Here is an 18446-nt window from a genome sequence, read left to right as displayed (position 1 = left end):
AAAATAAATCACTGTTATACCGATAATACCTTGCTCCAAGATAGTAAAAGTTTAGTAATAGGCATTTTAATGAATATAAGAAAATTATCTTATTTAGCTGCAATATTAGTATCCTCATCCGCCCTAGCAGAAAGTACGTTTGTCATTGATGCAGGCAGTTCAGGCTCGAGACTATTCGAATATCAATACCACCAAGACACGTCATCTGATCATGGTTTACCTGTGATTGATGAACAAATTAAACATCAAAGTATCAAAGGTGGTGTACAAACTATCAAAGAGGAAAATTTAGACAATTATATTGATAGCCTATTTGCAGAAACCAAAACAACTCCAGATCACCTGTACTTTTATTCTACCGCTGGCATGCGAACCATTTCATCGACGGAGAGAAACTTGATTAATCAAAGAGTCAAAGATGCACTTGCCAAGCGCTTCCCTGATGCGGATATCAAAGTTAAAACAATCACGGGGCAGACAGAAGGTGCTTATGCTTGGCTAGCCGCCAACTACTATGATGAGTCTTTTATTAATGACCAGAAAACAAAAGGCATTATGGATCTTGGCGGAGCTTCAACTCAAATCACCTTTGAAACGAACACAGGTGATGATCTTATCAATGTCAACGTAGGAAATCTAAATTACACGCTTTCTTCAACCAGCTACCTTGGTTTGGGCCAAAACTTGGCGATTAGCAAATACTTTAATCAAGCAGCATGTTTTCCTAAAAATTATCCTTTACCCAATGATCAATTGGGAACTGGAAAATTTGGGGAATGCGCAGAAAAAGTTGAGCCTCTTATCAATGGTGTTCAAAGCGTTAGTGCCAAGAACGCGCAATCAGAAACAAGTACAGATTTTTATGCGATCAGCGGCTTCTTTTTTAATAGCTCTGAACTTGGGATAAACGACACTTACAGTCTGAGTAAACTCGAAGAAGCAGGCAAAGACTTCTGTTCCCAGAATTGGGAAGACGTAGAGCAAGGTAAAACAGATTACGAATTTAACCCTCACCTATATGCTGGCTGCTTTAATGCCGCTTATCAGCATACGTTAATTACCAAAGGCTACCAACTTACAGACGATACAAATAACATCACACCTGTAAGAGAACTCAAAGGCAACACCATCAGCTGGACACTAGGCCCCGTCCTCGCACCGGATTTGTGATAGGTTGATTGCAGATCGGAAGGGGCAAAGTTACTCAATTGAGAGTAATCTAACAAACCGAAAAAGCTGGGGTTCTGGCATAGAACCCCAATTAGATACTATTTAAATGTATTCACATAACTTTGTATTCTATCCGCGTTATTCATGGTTATATTTCCAGTCCATGTGAACTCTTTAAAAACAGTCAGCCCCGGGTTTGCTATCAATAGTTTTTCGATTAATTGATTGTTTTTCTCATAGGTTGAGAGATTTTTAGCTTTATTCTCATTGAGCATTTGATGGCAATAGATGCCACAAACTTTTACGTTTTTGGTCGCGTTATAACCTTCATAAGTTCTTATATTGGGTTTTCCAACGACCAGCACTTCGTTGTATTTACCGTTAGTACTATCGATAACACTTCTAGGAGCGTCAATCTTTGCATATGTCCCACCTTCAGGAGTGTAACCTTGCTTTCCTTGCCCTTTGAAATAGCTTTCGGTCAGGGCATAAGTATTCTTGGGCTTGTCTACCTCATTTCCAGCATGGTTTTGAAATTTCACATCATGTGGGGAAGTTGAAATGATATTTTGTGCTGGCGCTGCCAGAATCAAACCCACATCAGCCCATTGTGATCTAGAGTGTTGCCCTGTTTCTACAACCGAAGTACTGACAACATCCCAAGAGGACAAAAGTTCTTCCGCTTTTTGGCTTAGTAGTGGTGATTCTTGTTTGAAGTCACGTATGGTATGTACCAAAAATTGCTTTGGCTTAATATGGGCAGTATCAACTCTATCACGGCCCATTCTCTTATATGCATCCACAGTTTTGAGTGTATCTTCTTGTAGCTTTTGCCATTTAGGTAAAGCTGATTTATGGCTTTTATCACTCTTGGAGAAAATATTTGAGGTAATTGTTTGACCAAAAATTCGCATCATTAACCACTATGTTTAACTAAATAAATCAGGTATTGATTGTGCTGGAGCATTACCGACCCTAGCTTAACTTCAAAGCAAATGGCATGGATTCAAAGCACTACTCACAAAGGCGCACCAACGATTCAATAAAGAAAATCATTATCTATAGGTTTAATAAATCGCGTCTAATGAATTGTTGTGAAAAAAGTATGCAATATCGGGTAAGCTTGAGCGTGATTGGGGATGCAACAAGTCAAATAATGGTTCGACGAGCTCGAAAATTTTGCCAGTATGAACTGTTGAGCGTGTGCAAAAAAAGACATCAAGAACATGATCAATATTGCACGAAAGGGCAGAAATTTGCTGGTAAAGTCAGACCCCATTTCGCGGGTTCTCTAATAAGGTATAGCTGGCTCGGAAATGGACAAAAGTGAGTCAGTGACTTTACTAAATTAGCAATTCATAAATAACTTTAAGTATCGCAAACCGCGTTATTGAATGCTAGCGCACTGGTTTACATGCGCTAGCATGGTGGTGTGTACCAAGAAAACGAACGATAATCTATTCACACAGGCTAGGGTCTAAAACGTACGTCCGGCTTGAGGATTTTAATGTTACCTCTCGTTCGGAGGTGCATTCGATATAATCATATTGCTCTATTTTATCCCTAGTGCTGTTATCCAACCATATGGCAGAGGCAATACAGCTTAATACGATAATAGCTACAGCATATAGCCCTGCTTTCGTCGAAAATGGTATTTTTAATAACAACTCTGTTGATGGATGAAGCATAGCTAAGGGAATGACCGCTATAAAACCAAATATTATAACTCCAACAAAAGAAGCTATATTGTTCATTAAACCTGCTATTTTTGCTTTAGGAATTATACCGATTGAGTCATTAATAACCACTAACTCGTTGATTGAACTATAACTTAGCCACGCCATAAAAACTATAACAGGCCAACTAATCATCACTTTTAGCCAACGATTTCTTTTTATCCTTCGATTAAATTTGTTATTAGAAATCATCAATAACTTTCTCTACTTGATTTTTCATAGGTTCAGTGAATTTAAATTGGTCATCTAGTTTAGATATTTCTTTTCCAACAATAAATGCACTAATAGCAAAAATACCAAGTGTTACAGCGGTTGGCACGGCAAAGACAGTACTTAATGTTGCAACTCCCAGAATAGTTATTCCTTGAGCGATAACTCCAGCTGCAATACCCTTAGAAATATCTGCTGTATATTGCCCTACCACTTCACCGAGAGTCTTCTCATCATGTAGCATGTAATCCACAGCATTAACTGCACCACTGAAAACAAGTTCTACATAGATGTTACCTTTCAAGAAATTAATATTACCCTTGACAGTATTCAATGCGTAGCCGATTTTAAGCATTTGAGGTGTCGCTTCCTGCCAGCGAATACCGAGATCTAAATATCGAGGTTTGTAGTTTTCAACCACAATATTTGTTACTCCATTAATATCGACCGCTTTAGCTATTGCTCCCCACCCGCCAAGCTCTTTAGCAACTTCATAGGCCCCTTTTAAGCCCATGCTGACACCTGTGTAGTCTTTGCCTGTAGAAAGCTCTCCATGAGTGTCTTTCACGAGCAAATCTAAATACTCGTTTGCTTCTTCAACTGTCATAACAGCAATGCTGACATTGGTCTGTTGAGACGTATCCCACTGATATTCCTTAGCTTGCTCTTGTAAGTCCTTATTCCACTCTTTTTCAGTAAGATCGTAGGCTTGTTGTGCAGCGGCACGCTCAGCAAGAACACGTTCACGGTTTTCAGCCCAACGTTTCTCGTCCTTAGCGGTATAGGTAAATTCCGCTCTGCGCTCTTGACGTTGACGCTCCGCTCTTTCTCTTGTGGTTTCTTGCCTTTCTTCTGGGGCATATGGGAAAGATTCATACCTCATGTGAGTTGGCCTTAATAAAAAATAAGCCAAATCATATCAATATTTTCAATTATTTATCACGCCTAACAAGGCGTTTTGCGGCATTAACCTACCAAATAGTTATTTTGACTATCAAAACGCTCTAAGTGACAGGTTTAGTCGCTATCTTCGAGGATAAACACGGATAGAGTGGGAGGTACTTACGAATGGGGCATGATACGATTTAACGGAATTGGCTAGCTTATGGATAAAATTAGGAAGAGCAAAAGGAAAGATTTAACCCTTTCTTCAGCACCTGTGGGAGGTGCGACCCTTTCTATCAAAATACACCGAGGTTGGATGTAATATTTCAATCCACGCACCTGTGGGAGGTGCGACCTGATTTGGCAGCATTGGACACCCATGACCCACGTTTCAATCCACGCACCTGTGGGAGGTGCGACGGGAGTAAACATGCGACAGGCTCCCTATCGTTGGTTTCAATCCACGCACCTGTAAGAGGTGCGACCCATGCGATACGCTCACCTAGCCCCCGATCACCTAGTTTCAATCCACGCACCTGTGGGAGGTGCGACTAATCGCGGCATTATCAGAGTGATCATTTAGCTCAGTTTCAATCCACGCACCTGTGGGAGGTGCGACTGTCTTTGTGATTGCGTTTGCCAATTTTTTAAGGGTTTCAATCCACGCACCTGTGGGAGGTGCGACAATCTTGAGGTCAAGCAAACGAGCAACGGTCACTGTTTCAATCCACGCACCTGTGGGAGGTGCGACCTGATCGTTAATTTTTCAATTTGCTGAAAAAAACTGTTTCAATCCACGCACCTGTGGGAGGTGCGACCGGATAGCAAGTCGCCCAACGTGTTTCAACACTGGTTTCAATCCACGCACCTGTGGGAGGTGCGACGTTCTAAAAACTTTAATGTACCGATATGGTTCTGTTTCAATCCACGCACCTGTGGGAGGTGCGACGGGGTACGCAATACCACACCACTGCCATCGAGCAAGTTTCAATCCACGCACCTGTGGGAGGTGCGACAGTGTATCGAAACTACACGGTTGAATCAGTCGATGTTTCAATCCACGCACCTGTGGGAGGTGCGACTCCATCACATCCGCCGGTAAGGGGTTTATTCCATGTTTCAATCCACGCACCTGTGGGAGGTGCGACTCTTCATCGCTTCCTAGAGCCTCAAATGCCTTTAGGTTTCAATCCACGCACCTGTGGGAGGTGCGACGACATGGCCATTACTTTCTAACAGAGCCAAGATGTTTCAATCCACGCACCTGTGGGAGGTGCGACGTGAGTTTGCTTATGGTAAGCCGTCGCTTCGATGTTTCAATCCACGCACCTGTGGGAGGTGCGACTGGCCACCCACACAGGTTGGCAACTATCTGATGTAGTTTCAATCCACGCACCTGTGGGAGGTGCGACTCACCAACATTTCACTAAAACTCTGCTCTTCGTCGTTTCAATCCACGCACCTGTGGGAGGTGCGACCATCAACTCAATGGCTTGTATCTAAGGGGATCGTTGTTTCAATCCACGCACCTGTGGGAGGTGCGACGATGTGCCAATCCTGATAGCTATAGGTTTGGAATGTTTCAATCCACGCACCTGTGGGAGGTGCGACCACCAGCTTCAATGACTTCAAATATGACTCTATGGTTTCAATCCACGCACCTGTGGGAGGTGCGACAATCGATCATATTCGTGCACAAATATCAGAAAAGTTTCAATCCACGCACCTGTGGGAGGTGCGACCTCGTCACGGTTAAGCTGAGATAAGTAATTCTGGTTTCAATCCACGCACCTGTGGGAGGTGCGACCATGCATGGGCATGCTTCTGACAGTAAATCTAAGTTTCAATCCACGCACCTGTGGGAGGTGCGACTGCCTCTTGTTGAAGGCTGGTATAGACTAGCACTTTCTACAGTTTACCGCTAACTTTACACAGCAGAGCAAAAACTATTTTGTGTGAATCTATACAAATCAATATTTCCTATATTTTTAAAGAACTTATATAATCGCTAAATCCCCAGTGTTTAACTGAGAACTAAAGCCTAGCGATTATAAAATAAGGGTATCTCTGAATATGTCTATGGCAACTTTCGCACCGTGGTGTTCTACTTTGTTTTGCCAGTTTTTACCAAGCTTATAAAAACGCAAACTATCTACCTCAGGGTGGTAGATTGACAGCAGCTTATTTTTAAAGCGTAACCATTGTGCTGCATCTATTTCGCATTCAAAGACAGAATATTGCACTCTTACGCCATAGTCTAAGCAGACTTTTGCTAATTGCCTGAGGCGCTTTTGACCATCTTGACTATCAAAGGATACATCGTAGGTGACCAATATCATCATGGTTCACTCTCCTTATTTTTTGATCACAAATGGTGGGTAGTGAGCTAAATCACCGCGCATATGCCGTGCTAGTAACATGGCTTGAACATGCGGTAATAAGCCAATTTGTACCTTTTCTTGCAAGAAAGGGTGCATCACTTCTTCTTGTTTTTTAGCTTGATAAGCCTGAAAAACTGTCTTTCGCGCTTCATCTTTTATGGTTACACCGCCAAGACAATCTGTATCGAAATCCTTTGTGGTGAGGGTTTTATTGTTAAAGAGTTTTAAGGCAATGCTATCGACAATGTAGGCTCTAAACTCTTCTAACACATCGAGGGCGAGGCTATTTCTACCCGGTCGCTCTTTGTGCAAAAAACCAACTTGCGGATCTAGCCCCACACCTTGTAATGCACCACTGATCTCTTGACCTAATACAGAGTAGAGCAGTGAAATAACCGCATTGACTGGATCTTTAGGTGGCCTTCGAGTGCGCTTATCAAACAGCTGTTTACTTTCGTTGCCTTTAAACATCTCAGCGAACGCGGAGAAGTAATGCGATGCAGCTTCTCCCTCTAGCCCTAAAATTGTATCGTGGGCGGTCACACCTTTCAGTTGCTCAACAATTTGCTTTAAACGTTCAATGGCCTTTTCTAACTGTGGCGTAGTGGTATGATTGCGTCTAAAGCGTAAAAGCAACATACGAGAGGAACGTATTTTTGCGGTAACAATATGTTTGGCAAGATCGTTTGCGGCCTGTTCTTCAATACTAAACTGGTGCCTACGCAACAATACATTCCCCGTTTGTTTACCCACAACATTGGCGAGAAAACGGCCATGCATATCAAAAAAGCTAAGGTGTGTACCATTTTCACCACAAAACCCAAGTAACTGCGGCGAGACCATAATGTTGCCAAAACAAAATATATTGCCAATAGAATGAATGGGCAGCTGCATGAGTTTTTGCTTTTTTCCCTCCACTTTTTGTTCAATCAACAGGGTTTCACGCTGCTTATGTAAATAGGCACCGTCCTTGGTGATATAGAGTGAGTTTTGCAATTTCTTCATTCAACATCCGTGTTAAATAATGCGGTTATATAACCGCTTGAACCATCATTATTGGTTACATCTGGCTGACATATATCAACCAAAGAGCATGCCTTACAGTGTTTACCTTTGACTGGCGAAGGCGTTTTTACGTTTGCAAACAGCTGCTGCACTTGAGTTATTAAAGATTTTGTTCGCGTTCGTAGTTGATTGTCGAGTTTAATATCAATACGTTTGCGTATTTGCCAATACCAAAGTGCGCCGTTCGACACTTCAACCGCGAGCATTTCTTCAATACATAAGGCTTGGGCGCACAGCTGTACTTTGTCGATATCGCTGGCTTTTGGTTTACCTCTTTTGTACTCAACTGGGACGAATTGGCGACTGAGTTTGTGGTGTTCTAATAAGTCTAATTTCCCGGTCAGGCCTATTTGCGGGGCAGTCACGACTACGCCACGCTCAAAACGAACACCTTTACGCGTTTCTGGTTCGCCGTTATCAACTCGCTCATGTAACTGCCTCCCGTGTGCCGTTAGATAATTTTCTTGCCACACTTGCTCTAAGTGGATCAGCGCACATTGGCGCTGACAAAAAGCAAAGTGTTGTAGTGCCGATATGTTGATTAGGCGAACATCCATCATTAAAAGCCTTCGATCACTTCTGGCTCTAGTCCTTGTAAAGCGCTCACCAACGAATCATTTAATGCCGAAGTGTCGAGTGGTAAGCCTTGTTCAATGTGTGATCTTAATGTTTGGTGAACTTTTGCCGAAGAGTACTGGCCCGACTTGGAGTCATGCTGCCACCATATAAGGTGTGAAATGCCCATTGAGCCTTCGGGGCGTGCCGATGACGCATCGCCTTCAAACAGTTTTACCAACACATTTTTAATTTTATCAGCATCTTGATTAGTAAAACCTGTTTTTTCAGCCAATTGCGGTGTGATAGCACCAAAAGTCACATAGGTAGCGTTATCAACACGATGCTTCATTCCCATAGTATCTGATGACTTTTTAGTACCATCACCTTCACCACTGACACTTTTGGTAATTTGCGTGCTGGTAATGCTTACTGGCTCAATACTAAACGCACTTTGAATCGTTACAGGCCCACGGATTGGAATAGAAACACCGTCAGAACCCGTACCTTTAAACGCAAACACTTGACCAAATGCACGCACATCAAGCCATTTTTCACAGCATAATTTTGCAGCTTGTTCTGGCGCTGTTTTTTTACTGTTGAATGTATCCTTACCTAGACCGTAATCGTCTGATTCGGCACGATTACGTAAGCTTGTCATGCCATCGGTTTTCTTTTCGTCCGATTGAACAAAAATACTCTCTCCGGATTCTTGTAAACGGTCACGAAGTTTGCGCTTTAAACACACATCGGTAATTTCACCAAAACCATCGTAATCGGTACGAGGACGGTTGCCATTCAGTGGATCACCATTGGGATTAGCGTTTAACACGTTAAAAATTAATGCAAAGTCTATTTTATTTTGTAGAGTCATTATGATGTTCCTTTTCTTAAACTGTTTCTGCCAAATTATCTTTGGCTTGTTTGGCACTCACTTTCTTAACCCATTGACCTTTCTCTACTTTGTGAGTTTCCAACCATATCATTTGGTTATGAAATCCAAGCAAAAATTCGGGGCCGAGTTTTTGGTTTGAGATAAAGTCATCGGACTTAAACATACTGTGTATTTGACTAAACAGTGCTTTCGTTGCTTCGTCATATCCTTGGTAGTTGTTAAAAAGCCGCTGCTGATAGGGCATTAATGCATTATTGATATTTAGCCAAGTTGCAGCTGGTCTATTAACAAACTGGGTCATAAAACGCTCGGCCGTTGTTAAACGGTTTGCTTCACCATTTGAAAGCGCAATTTTTTCAACCTTGTTTGCCAACGCTAATAAACGACCAAACAAATAGTCACGACTGGTATTGTCTTGTTGTAATGCCATTGGGTATTCCTTCTGAAGAGTTGCATTTTTTGTTCGGATGTAAAACCCTTTGATCAGTGAGCAGGCAATGCCTAAATTTAGTAACCAAAGCCAAGTTTGATCTGACTTGTATGCAACTCGGTTGATTGCGCGATGAAACGCGCTTTGCATGATATCTTGCGGTATGGGTCTGCCCTCGACGATACACGGGTATAAACGCGTAATGAGGTTTTTCTTTAAGGTGTCTGCTGATTTAAGTACATCGCCGTATACGCCATCAAGCACCCTGTATAAACTCGGAGCACTCTTCACCCATTGCCACTGTTCATTGATTTTGACTCTTTGTTGCCAGCCGAAATCGAGTTGCCATTGCTCTAATCGCTCTAAAAACTCTTTGGCGATAGTTTTACGGTAATACACAATACCCATTCGCCCGGGCGTGGCGGAATCTAGCCCTAGCAATGCAATTTGTTCGTTATCGTCCAGCTGGTTTTTATTTTTTATACCGTTAAAGTAACGTTTTAGCTGATTAGCATAAGCTTGACCTAGATCCTGTGTGTGATCTACGCTGTCTGTTTGTTCTAAGAAACTGGCTAAGTCATTTAGGTCTAGTTCGTTGAATTCAGGTACCTCTTTACCCGATATCGCCCACGCTAAGTAAACTTGATCACCATTTCTAAACACACTTTGTTTAGCCAACAAACAACGAAGTGCGTTGTGTGCTTTTTGTGTCACTTCAAAGCTAATATTGCAAGCCTCGTCATTTGATAAAAAACGGCCTCGAAAGGTATAACCGCTCTTGTCATTCGCTGAAATTAACTTGGCTTTATCACCACTGTGACGAATTTTTGCAGGGTGATTACTCGCCACCAGCTTGTTTTCACCTGTTGCGTAGCACAAAGCGGTGTCATCACCATTTTCGCTATCAAAAGCAATCCAACTTTGTTGAATATTTGGGTCAAGCCAAGTTTTCGACTGTGGATTACCGGGTATTTCAACGCTCCAACATACAAGTGCGGAGCCTTGGTCAAATAAACCTTTTTCTTTTGGTAAAATTTTTAGTAATGCAGGGAGTTCCCCTCCATTTACCCATTTAGTTAGCAATTGTCCAGCGTGTGCATGCAATACCTTTTCTGCAATTAAGTCTGCAACCACAGTGCCTTTTTCAATATATTGATACACTGCTCGTACGGCGGAATGGCTATGCTTTGAGTCACACCAAGCTTTTAATTGCGTTTTATAAAGCGCAAAACCAGACTTTTTAATACCACCAAATTCAGCGTAGTCTTTCGCAATATACTGAATTTTATCGGCCAGTGCGTGCGCACATAAGCCACTACTGCGCCCAGCTGATTGCTCTGTTGCAGGTAAGACAACTTGCGTTTTTTCAAGAACCTCTGCACGAAGAAATTTACCTTGACTGTTGATGGAAATATGAATATGTGCGTTTTGGAGCGTGTGACAAATCGGCATCACTTGCTGTTCAAATGGTAAATTAGCATTGCGTTTTTCAAGCTCATCATAGGTTTTGTAAAGCGTGGTTAACCAAGTCATAAGCTAGTCTCCGTTTGCTCTGCACTCAGTAAATTTTGTTCAAGCTCAAAACTTTTTGCACTCATTTTTCTCACATGACGCGTGACTGGACATGCTGTTACATGGGGATATTCAATAACACCGTTTCTCATAACACCATGCCAAAATCGACTGATCAGTTCATTGTTTCCCGTTTCGTCAGGGTAGCCAAAACTGTGGAACATTAAGCCAAAACCAAGCTCATCAGTTGCGTCGTAAGCACTTTCTCCTTCACCAAATACGCAAGGTTCAACATAACCTTGGCAATCGCGAGTACCTAAAAAGATATCTTGTCGCCCGCCTTTTTCTAGCATGCGTTTTGCAATGGAGAAATGCTTACCATCTATACGATCTTTCTCTAATTCCGGGCGATGCTTATTCCACTCAAAATGGGCTTCAACTTGGTATTCAACGTCATGTAAAAAGGTATAGTAAGCTAGAGTATTCCCTCCCCCCCAGTTCAATGGCTTAGTTCCCTTTGTTTGGGTGCGCAGTGGCTTTATCACTCTGACTCGGTCAACATGCCAAACTAGCGTTGGCTTCCAGTAAATTGACTTTAACACTCCCTTTATCGCCTCATAAGTCGGAAGGTGATACGTACATTTTTCACCGCCTACTTTTGTTATGGGGTCGGTAAATAGTGCGTATTTACCCCATAGCCTAAAGCTAATGCTGTTTTTCACTTGGCTCTCCCTTAGTTTAAATACCAAGAAATTGTTAACAAAACTGCTAAAAGCGACATGATAAAGGCTAAAATATAGAACCTATCTTTTTGTAACAACCTCAACTCTTCAATAAATTTTGGCAACCATTCCATGACTTACCTCGCTAGATGTTTTCCATACTCTAGCGAATAAAAGTGAAACACTCAACAAATTCACTTCAGTAGATAAAATATTATAGAGACATAAATTAGATTGACATTTATCATCTCTCACGTAAAATTTTCTTGTCGCCTCTAACTACATACAGGCGTGGATTGAAATAGTAGCTAAAACATTATTTTTATTGATAGGGGGGGGCTTTCCCCCTCAAATTTCATAAAGTCTCATATACCCACTAACCTCTAAACTCAAACCAAAGTCTTGACTGTAAAATTCTTCGCTCAAATAAAAAACAGCTTCGTCCTGCGCTATTGAATACACAGCCTGCTTCTCGTTAAGTTTTTGCCAAACATTGGGAAAGATATTCACACTGTATTTTTGCGCCAATTTTAGTAAGCGGTGATAGGTTTCAGTATCAAAACGTTTATCGAGCGCACACAATTGTGTGATTATGCTTCGCGCTTCATCATTAAATGGCACGATTACGGAATGCACAGGTGCATCAATGGCTTTAAACTGTTTAGCGGCAGTCATGAAAGACTGCCTCAGTTCAAACAGTGTTTTATTGATATTTCTTTGATTACCACTTAGCAAGTTAAGTATACTTTGGCCTTGTTTAGTGGGATAAGTCATCTCTTTAAGGCGAGCATAAAAATAGTATTGAAAATACTGACTCATTGCTTTCGGTTTAAGTAAGTCTTCTTCAGAAAACTCAGTGAATATGCGGTTTGAAGAAGCAATTCCTTTTTTAATATCTTCTAGCATGCCTACATTTTCTTGGGCAGGGTTCAGTACAAACACATAGCCTTTTTGCTGCTTACCATTTCTGTTACACCGCCCTGCTGCTTGTGCGATTGAGTCAAGGCCAGCAACAAATCGAATAACGCAGCCAAAATCAACATCAACTCCCGCTTCAATAAGCTGAGTGCTAATACACAAAGTTGCCAGTCCTCTTTCTAGACGCACTCTGACTTCATCTAAAATTTCTTTACGATGCGCCGAACACATGCCGGTGCTTAAATGGAATATTTTTGTTTCATTAATAGCTTGGCTTTGCAACGCTTGGAATAAAGCTTTTGCCCAAGCTTTGGTGTTTACAATCACTAAACAGCTTTGTACCGCTGTTAATTGCTTAAGAACTAGTTCAGTAATCTCGGTTTCATTCCAACCACCTTTTTTAGTTAGGTTGTTTAAACATACTCGCTCTAGCTGTTGATAGAGCTTGCCGATATTTGGAGTGAGCTCATTTTCAAGTGGTAGTTGTAGTTCACCAAACGATTTTATCTGTTCAGGTAGCTGGTTAAGCAAAGGCTGCGTGGCAGTGCACATAAGTGCTGTGGTATTACAGAAACGCGTTAAATAATTAATGGTGTTATTGAATAAATGCACACAACGAATAGGGAGTGTTTGAATTTCATCAAAAATCAATACCGCATTGCTCAGTTGGTGCATACGCCTTGAACTGCGTGTACCGGTTGCAAACATACTTTCAAGAAATTGAACCATTGTAGTAAGCACTATGGGCTTATCCCAATTTTCACAGGCGAGTTTTGAACGCCATGTTTGTTGCTCTGGCTCCAGGCTTGAATGATGTTCTAGTACCCAATCATCGGCATTCTCCTCACCTAAAACACCACGAGTGGCATTGGCATTTTGTTCGATGATAGAGGTAAATGGGATGATGTAAATGATCCTATCTAGGTTGTGCTTTTGAGCATGATGCAAAGCAAAGCGCAGGCTAGCATATGTTTTACCGCCCCCCGTAGGCACAGTTAAACTGTATATTCCTGTTTCATCTTGCGCACGCTGAAAACAATTTTCTGATATTTGTGCACGAATATGATCGATTGAATTATCTGGCTTAAGCTGTGCGATAAAGCTTTCAATTTTATCGCAGGCATAAGCCCAATTAGTTTGGTTAAAACGTTCAGGTTTATTTCTTGGCTGCTCAAAATCGGCACTATCAATTCGGTCAGCATCAATTAAGCAACTAAACAGCATTTTGGTGAACATGCCAAGGTAATAATCATGTTCAATTGCTGAAAGCTCGAACTTATCAAACATACCTTTGATATGTTGGCTACTTTCTAGAATTAACTCAAAACTCGCTAGAGACTGCGCTTGCGAGAGTAACTCCAGATCAGCATTTTTAACGCATTCATTTTGATGGGTTAGTTCATCAGGCTTTTTTATTCGGTTTGCAAAAACATTCTCATTTTCTGACAAACTATCAATCAGACCACTATGGTGAGAAGCAATACACATGCTTAGTGCTTGAATAACGGCAATGCCATAAGGTGCAAGTACTTGGTCTTGTTGCTTTAATTTCCCTAAGTGAGGCCACAAAGTTTTTAATACCCATTGTGCGCCCGCACTTGAGTGGTCAATTTTGCCTTTTAGACGTTTGCTGTTTTGGGTTTCACCGCTTCCCTCATCATTATCAGGATTGTAGCTTGTATGTTCAGTAATAATAAGACGCATGTAGTTTTGAAATACACTGCTATATTTACCAAAATCATGCATTAAACCAATTAGCTGCCCTAGTTCGGCAAAGCCTATTTTTTCAGCAAGCCTGCCAGACAATTTGCTAACCGCTTTTAAATGAGCATAAACACTTTGGTGATGTCCATACTCAAGATCTGGATGGGCGATATAATATTCACTCGAGCTTAATTCATCCATCACCACCGCTCCCACTGTATAACGTTCTTAATAAAACTATCGCAAGCCAATCGCATTAACATTTATAGATATTTACTTCTATTTTCATCAATATCTAAGTTAAGTAACACACAGATTGTTAAATTTATGGCTCAGGAATTATCTAACTATCGCGCTGAATAATGCTGGCTTGACCTTGACAAGCTGGTTCCTATTCTTGATTATCAATCACACCCATTTATGAGAAATCAATTGCATATATTCTAATAAGGAACAGTATTGGTCAATCAAAATATGAGCGAAGTTGAATCTAAGAAAGGGAGTTGGTCGAAATAGCGTTGAAGTAGAGATAGGTTTGAAGGTTATATTTGCGAGTTGAGTAACGCTTTTAGTGTTAATGGGTTCTTGTCTTTTGTTTCTTATTACTTTTTGTGTATCAAATCTACCCGCTGATGTTTGTTTTAACCGAGACCTGTACATCACTTTAGGTCAATAGAAATAGAAAAATATCAACTTACCAATACGAAAGGAGGCATTCAGGATGATGCCTTACCCATCTCATCGCGTTAAAATACGCACAGCGTGTCAACTTCAGCCCTCATTCACAGCCCTTTAAACAGCTCTCCGCGATGGTAACGAAGGTATGGCTTATGTTCAGCCATAACATTAAACGACATATCTTCTCTGAGACCCAGTACTTCCGGTGTTTCAAGGTAGTGTGAAATCAGCACTTTGCCACTGTCATCAAACGATATAAAACCAAGATCAAAAGCTTTATCCAAATTAGCCAATAATAATAAGCCATTGAACTTATCCAACCTTTCTTGATGATTTGAATCTCGCCAAGGTTTGATATGAGAAGCGAGTAACATTTGAGTATTTCGATAGCCAGTGACGGCGCAGCCACCCCACATTTGCAGCAATTGAGCTCTAAAGTGGCCTTGGCCAACCCTAGCACTTACCATGATGCTTTTTTCTGTATCGGTAAGCGTTTTATCCACCATAACTTGTCGAATATCTGCATTCAGATCGATTTGGGCGAGCTCGACTAAAAAGCGTTGATAATGGGATAATGCCTCACTATACAAACCTTGTTCTTTTTCATCTGTCAGTTTAAAAATATCCAACTGCCGCACTTTGTCTTCATACTTGGTAAACTGCCTGTAGGACTTTATACTGGTAATAGGTTCACAGATGTCACCTGTATCCATAAGCCAATTGGAAATTGAGCCTTGTATTACGCCAAGGTATTTCCCAGCCGTTTCCTCTGTTTTCCCAACGTCCATTAGCCATTGGCGATAGCGAGAAGACATATCAGAAAAGTTCGAAATCAAGGCATCTTTAAGCTCATTGGTCACAATAAAACTCCTCATATAATCAAAGAGTTCTTGGTCAAGATAAGCAAAGGCTATCGCTTTTGCAGAGTAACGACTGGTAGAAGCTTCTTCATATCCCGCGTTATAGGATAAATGCCAAAAGCCCTCACTTCGCAAAAAGAAATAAGGATTTTCAGGGGTATTTTTGTCATTTCCTTGAGCAAACTTTTCAAAGTGCTGCGTAAATCTATCTTTAAGGACTTGGTTAAACTCAATTTTATTTGAGGTAATGACACTTGCTTGAATTAAATCCATAACCGCCAATAGCATGCACACTTTATGTGGGCTTTTTTTACCATTAGCGTTATTCATAGTCAGGCTTCGAAATTTATCTAAGTAATATTGATACGACACAAGTTAATATTCCTTCAATGAACCCACTTTTTTGATAACCACCGTCTGCCACCTGATATCCTCTCGATTGAGTGAATCGTCATCCGTTGCAACATGATAAATCTCAAAACCGGCGCTAGAGCATAAAAGGCTTAGCTCATTGACAGAAACACCAAAAGTCTCACGACCATCTTTAAACTCACCATCACGCAAAGTCACTATTAGAGTCCCATTACTTGCTAGCAATTCGTGTAGTCTTTTTATGGCAACGGTTCGCTGCTTATGATCTAAATGCATCCAAACTGCAGATAAGAGTATCAAGTCATAGTGGTTTGAGCTGGTTGTTACATTCTGCAAATGAGGTAGCGAGTCCTCTACCCAACATATTGGTTGAGTGCTGCTTTTCTTTGCCAATTGCAGAAACTTTTTACACGGCTCGACGGCTACTACTGAACATTCTTGAGCCGCAAACCATCTGGCGTCTCTGCCAGAGCCAGCACCAACATCTAATACGTTAGCCCCACATTTGGGCCAGAAAGTAGACCACGACCTATGGACAGTTTCGAACTCAAGCGAGTCATATTGCTTTGCTAAGCGCATGGCATGTTTATGGTAAAAATGTAATGTCGAATTCATAAATCAAACCTTTCGCAAGCAAGGCAAGTTGCAATGATACATCTCGGAGAACTCAACGCCCCAAAAATTAGCTTTTACATCATATGTTTATTAGGGCTTATAATAAACGGAAACTAAGCAGATTTCTTCGATGAGATTATTTTATTTAAATAAACTAGGTTAATTCATTTCTTCAAACCAAAACACCAAAGCTTCACACTAGCTTTGGTGTCCTCGCAGAGAGTTTGTGGATGAGGGCTAGGCCTTATACTCTTTTACCTTAATTCGCTTGAGCATTGCTTCGAGTTCGGCTGGTGAGGATAAGCCAACGCCTGTTTGTGAGACGGCTAGTGCGCCCATGGCCGTTGCGTTGGCGAGTTGTTTGTTAGGCTGGTTAAACTGGCTGGCCCAACAAAATGCGGCGACAACGGAATCGCCTGCACCTACTGTGCTAACAGGCTTTAGGACTGGAGGGGTTGATAGGAGCACCTGTTTCTGGTTTACCCAAATTAGGCCTTTCTCGCCCATCGAAAGTAATACATTATCGATTCCTTGGTTAACCAGTTCCATAGCAGCCGCAGCGCCCTCAGAGACGGTAACAATCGGCTTGCCAAGTAATTCAGATATTTCTGTCTCGTTGGGTTTGATCATCCATGGCTTGGCGCTAATCCCTTGGCGTAACATCTCCTTGCTACTGTCCAAAACAACTTTTTTACCAAGACTTTTTAGCTCTTTAATCCAACTAACAACAATATGGGGGTCGAGATTGCTCGGTAAACTACCGGAGAAAATAAAGCCTTGGTGAGTATTGGCAAGCTTTAGCAGCCGCTTGTGTAAAAGCTTAATATCATCTTGGGTGACGGCAAAGCCATTAAAGTTGATATCTGTAGTATCGCCTGAGCTATCATGGATTTTGATATTGGTTCGATTGGTTCCTGCAACCATAACAAAGTTGTTATTTAAACCACGTTGCTTAAACATGGCTTCAAACAATTCGCTATTATTTTGCCCCAAAAAGCCGGTTAATGTGACTTGTGCGCCCAGATCAGATAACACCCTGCCTACATTAATGCCTTTACCGGCAGCGTCACGCTGCTCCTCTCTCACTGTATTGACTTGGTTAACCGCAAATCCGTTAGCCGTCGCAGACAGGTCAATGGCAGGGTTGAGCGTGACTGTGACCCATTTTGTTTGTTTCACAACATTTCCTTTCGTTGATGCATAGCGTTTGTGAGAAGCAGCGCTTAATCAAAAAGTCCATCACTAGCGCGCCTGACTGGCAAGGTATTGAGTTAGGGTATCGACCACGAGTTGATGATCCTCATATTGAGGCAGACCAGACACAGAAATCGCCCCGACCACACCGGTGCCTTTGACCATAATTGGAAAGCTTCCGCCGTAAGGTGCAAACTGCTTCTCATCAACAAAAGCAGCTTGCTCTATCGTCTTTCCTTTGGCTTGGTAATATTGCCCCATATACCAAGAACTATGCTGAAAGCGCTCAACCACATTGCGTTTTCGCTCAATCCAAGCTTGATTGTCTGGGGTCGTATTGGGCATAGCAAAACTAAAAAGACAGTGGCGGTTTTTGACTATTTCTATCGCGACAGCAACTGAGCGCTGCTCTGCATTTTCTTTTAATAAACACCCTAGCTCCCAAGCGGTTTGGTGATCAAAAGATTGAAATTGCAGCTTAGCCTCTTGGGCAAGTAATTGGTTTAAGTCAGTGATCATAAACGCTCCTTCACACGCATAATAA

General features: G+C 41.6%; 15 protein-coding genes and 1 CRISPR repeat array. Of the genes, 1 reads left to right on the top strand and 14 read right to left on the bottom strand.

The genetic code is table 11. The annotated features are described in order from the left end of the window. The first annotated feature begins 69 nt into the window (after positions 1–69). Complete coding sequence (locus MHN79_RS00995; protein ID WP_239171306.1) at positions 70–1170, top strand: hypothetical protein; 1101 nt, start codon at positions 70–72, stop codon at positions 1168–1170. A 98-nt stretch (positions 1171–1268) separates the two neighbouring features. Here the strand turns inward: MHN79_RS00995 and MHN79_RS00990 are convergent, their stop codons facing one another. From MHN79_RS00990 to MHN79_RS00925, 14 genes are all read right to left on the bottom strand, one after another. Continuing rightward, complete coding sequence (locus MHN79_RS00990) at positions 1269–2087, bottom strand: hypothetical protein (RefSeq protein WP_239171305.1); 819 nt, start codon at positions 2085–2087, stop codon at positions 1269–1271. 540 nt (positions 2088–2627) lie between these two features. Continuing rightward, a complete protein-coding gene (locus MHN79_RS00985; protein ID WP_239171304.1) occupies positions 2628–3098 on the bottom strand; it encodes a hypothetical protein in 471 nt (156 codons plus the stop codon). Next, positions 3088–3999 carry a hypothetical protein gene (locus MHN79_RS00980; RefSeq protein WP_239171303.1) on the bottom strand — a complete coding sequence of 304 codons (912 nt, stop codon included), beginning with the start codon at positions 3997–3999 and terminating at the stop codon, positions 3088–3090. The genes MHN79_RS00985 and MHN79_RS00980 overlap by 11 nt, the downstream gene beginning before the upstream one ends. A 258-nt stretch (positions 4000–4257) precedes the next feature. After that, a CRISPR array of direct repeats spans positions 4258–5873; the repeat unit is 32 nt; unit sequence GTTTCAATCCACGCACCTGTGGGAGGTGCGAC. Between the two features lie 176 nt (positions 5874–6049). After that, a complete protein-coding gene (cas2, locus tag MHN79_RS00975; protein ID WP_239171302.1) occupies positions 6050–6343 on the bottom strand; it encodes a CRISPR-associated endonuclease Cas2 in 294 nt (97 codons plus the stop codon). 12 nt (positions 6344–6355) lie between these two features. After that, the gene (gene cas1c / locus MHN79_RS00970; protein ID WP_239171301.1) at positions 6356–7387 is read right to left on the bottom strand and encodes a type I-C CRISPR-associated endonuclease Cas1c; all 1032 of its coding nucleotides are present in this window, start codon (positions 7385–7387) and stop codon (positions 6356–6358) included. Beyond that, positions 7384–8007, bottom strand: a complete 624-nt coding sequence (gene cas4, locus MHN79_RS00965) for a CRISPR-associated protein Cas4 (RefSeq protein WP_239171300.1) — start codon at positions 8005–8007, stop codon at positions 7384–7386. Before cas4 ends, cas1c begins: the two co-directional genes overlap by 4 nt. Beyond that, positions 8007–8876: a type I-C CRISPR-associated protein Cas7/Csd2 gene (gene cas7c, locus MHN79_RS00960; RefSeq protein ID WP_239171299.1), complete on the bottom strand. Its 870-nt coding sequence runs from the start codon at positions 8874–8876 to the stop codon at positions 8007–8009. Before cas7c ends, cas4 begins: the two co-directional genes overlap by 1 nt. A 16-nt stretch (positions 8877–8892) precedes the next feature. Further along, positions 8893–10860, bottom strand: coding sequence for a type I-C CRISPR-associated protein Cas8c/Csd1 (gene cas8c / locus MHN79_RS00955; RefSeq protein ID WP_239171298.1), 1968 nt, complete (start codon positions 10858–10860; stop codon positions 8893–8895). Continuing rightward, positions 10857–11561: a type I-C CRISPR-associated protein Cas5c gene (cas5c, locus tag MHN79_RS00950; RefSeq protein WP_239171297.1), complete on the bottom strand. Its 705-nt coding sequence runs from the start codon at positions 11559–11561 to the stop codon at positions 10857–10859. The genes cas8c and cas5c overlap by 4 nt, the downstream gene beginning before the upstream one ends. A 348-nt stretch (positions 11562–11909) precedes the next feature. Further along, entirely contained in the window at positions 11910–14384 is a 2475-nt protein-coding gene (gene cas3 / locus MHN79_RS00945; RefSeq protein ID WP_239171296.1) for a CRISPR-associated helicase Cas3', read from the bottom strand. 581 nt (positions 14385–14965) lie between these two features. Beyond that, a complete protein-coding gene (locus MHN79_RS00940) occupies positions 14966–16093 on the bottom strand; it encodes an HNH endonuclease (RefSeq protein ID WP_239171295.1) in 1128 nt (375 codons plus the stop codon). Positions 16094–16096: 3 nt separating this feature from the next. Further along, the gene (locus tag MHN79_RS00935; protein WP_239171294.1) at positions 16097–16708 is read right to left on the bottom strand and encodes a class I SAM-dependent methyltransferase; all 612 of its coding nucleotides are present in this window, start codon (positions 16706–16708) and stop codon (positions 16097–16099) included. Between the two features lie 237 nt (positions 16709–16945). Beyond that, positions 16946–17887, bottom strand: a complete 942-nt coding sequence (gene pfkB / locus MHN79_RS00930) for a 1-phosphofructokinase (protein WP_239171293.1) — start codon at positions 17885–17887, stop codon at positions 16946–16948. Between the two features lie 63 nt (positions 17888–17950). After that, positions 17951–18421 (bottom strand): heme-degrading domain-containing protein, encoded by a 471-nt coding sequence (locus MHN79_RS00925; protein WP_239171292.1) that lies wholly within the window; start codon positions 18419–18421, stop codon positions 17951–17953. Between the last annotated feature and the right edge of the window lie 25 nt (positions 18422–18446).

The sequence above is a fragment of the Vibrio sp. Of14-4 genome (assembly GCF_022347625.1).
In the GTDB taxonomy this organism is placed as follows: Bacteria; Pseudomonadota; Gammaproteobacteria; order Enterobacterales; family Vibrionaceae; genus Vibrio; species Vibrio pristinus.
This window is presented reverse-complemented; position numbering and strand designations above follow the sequence as displayed.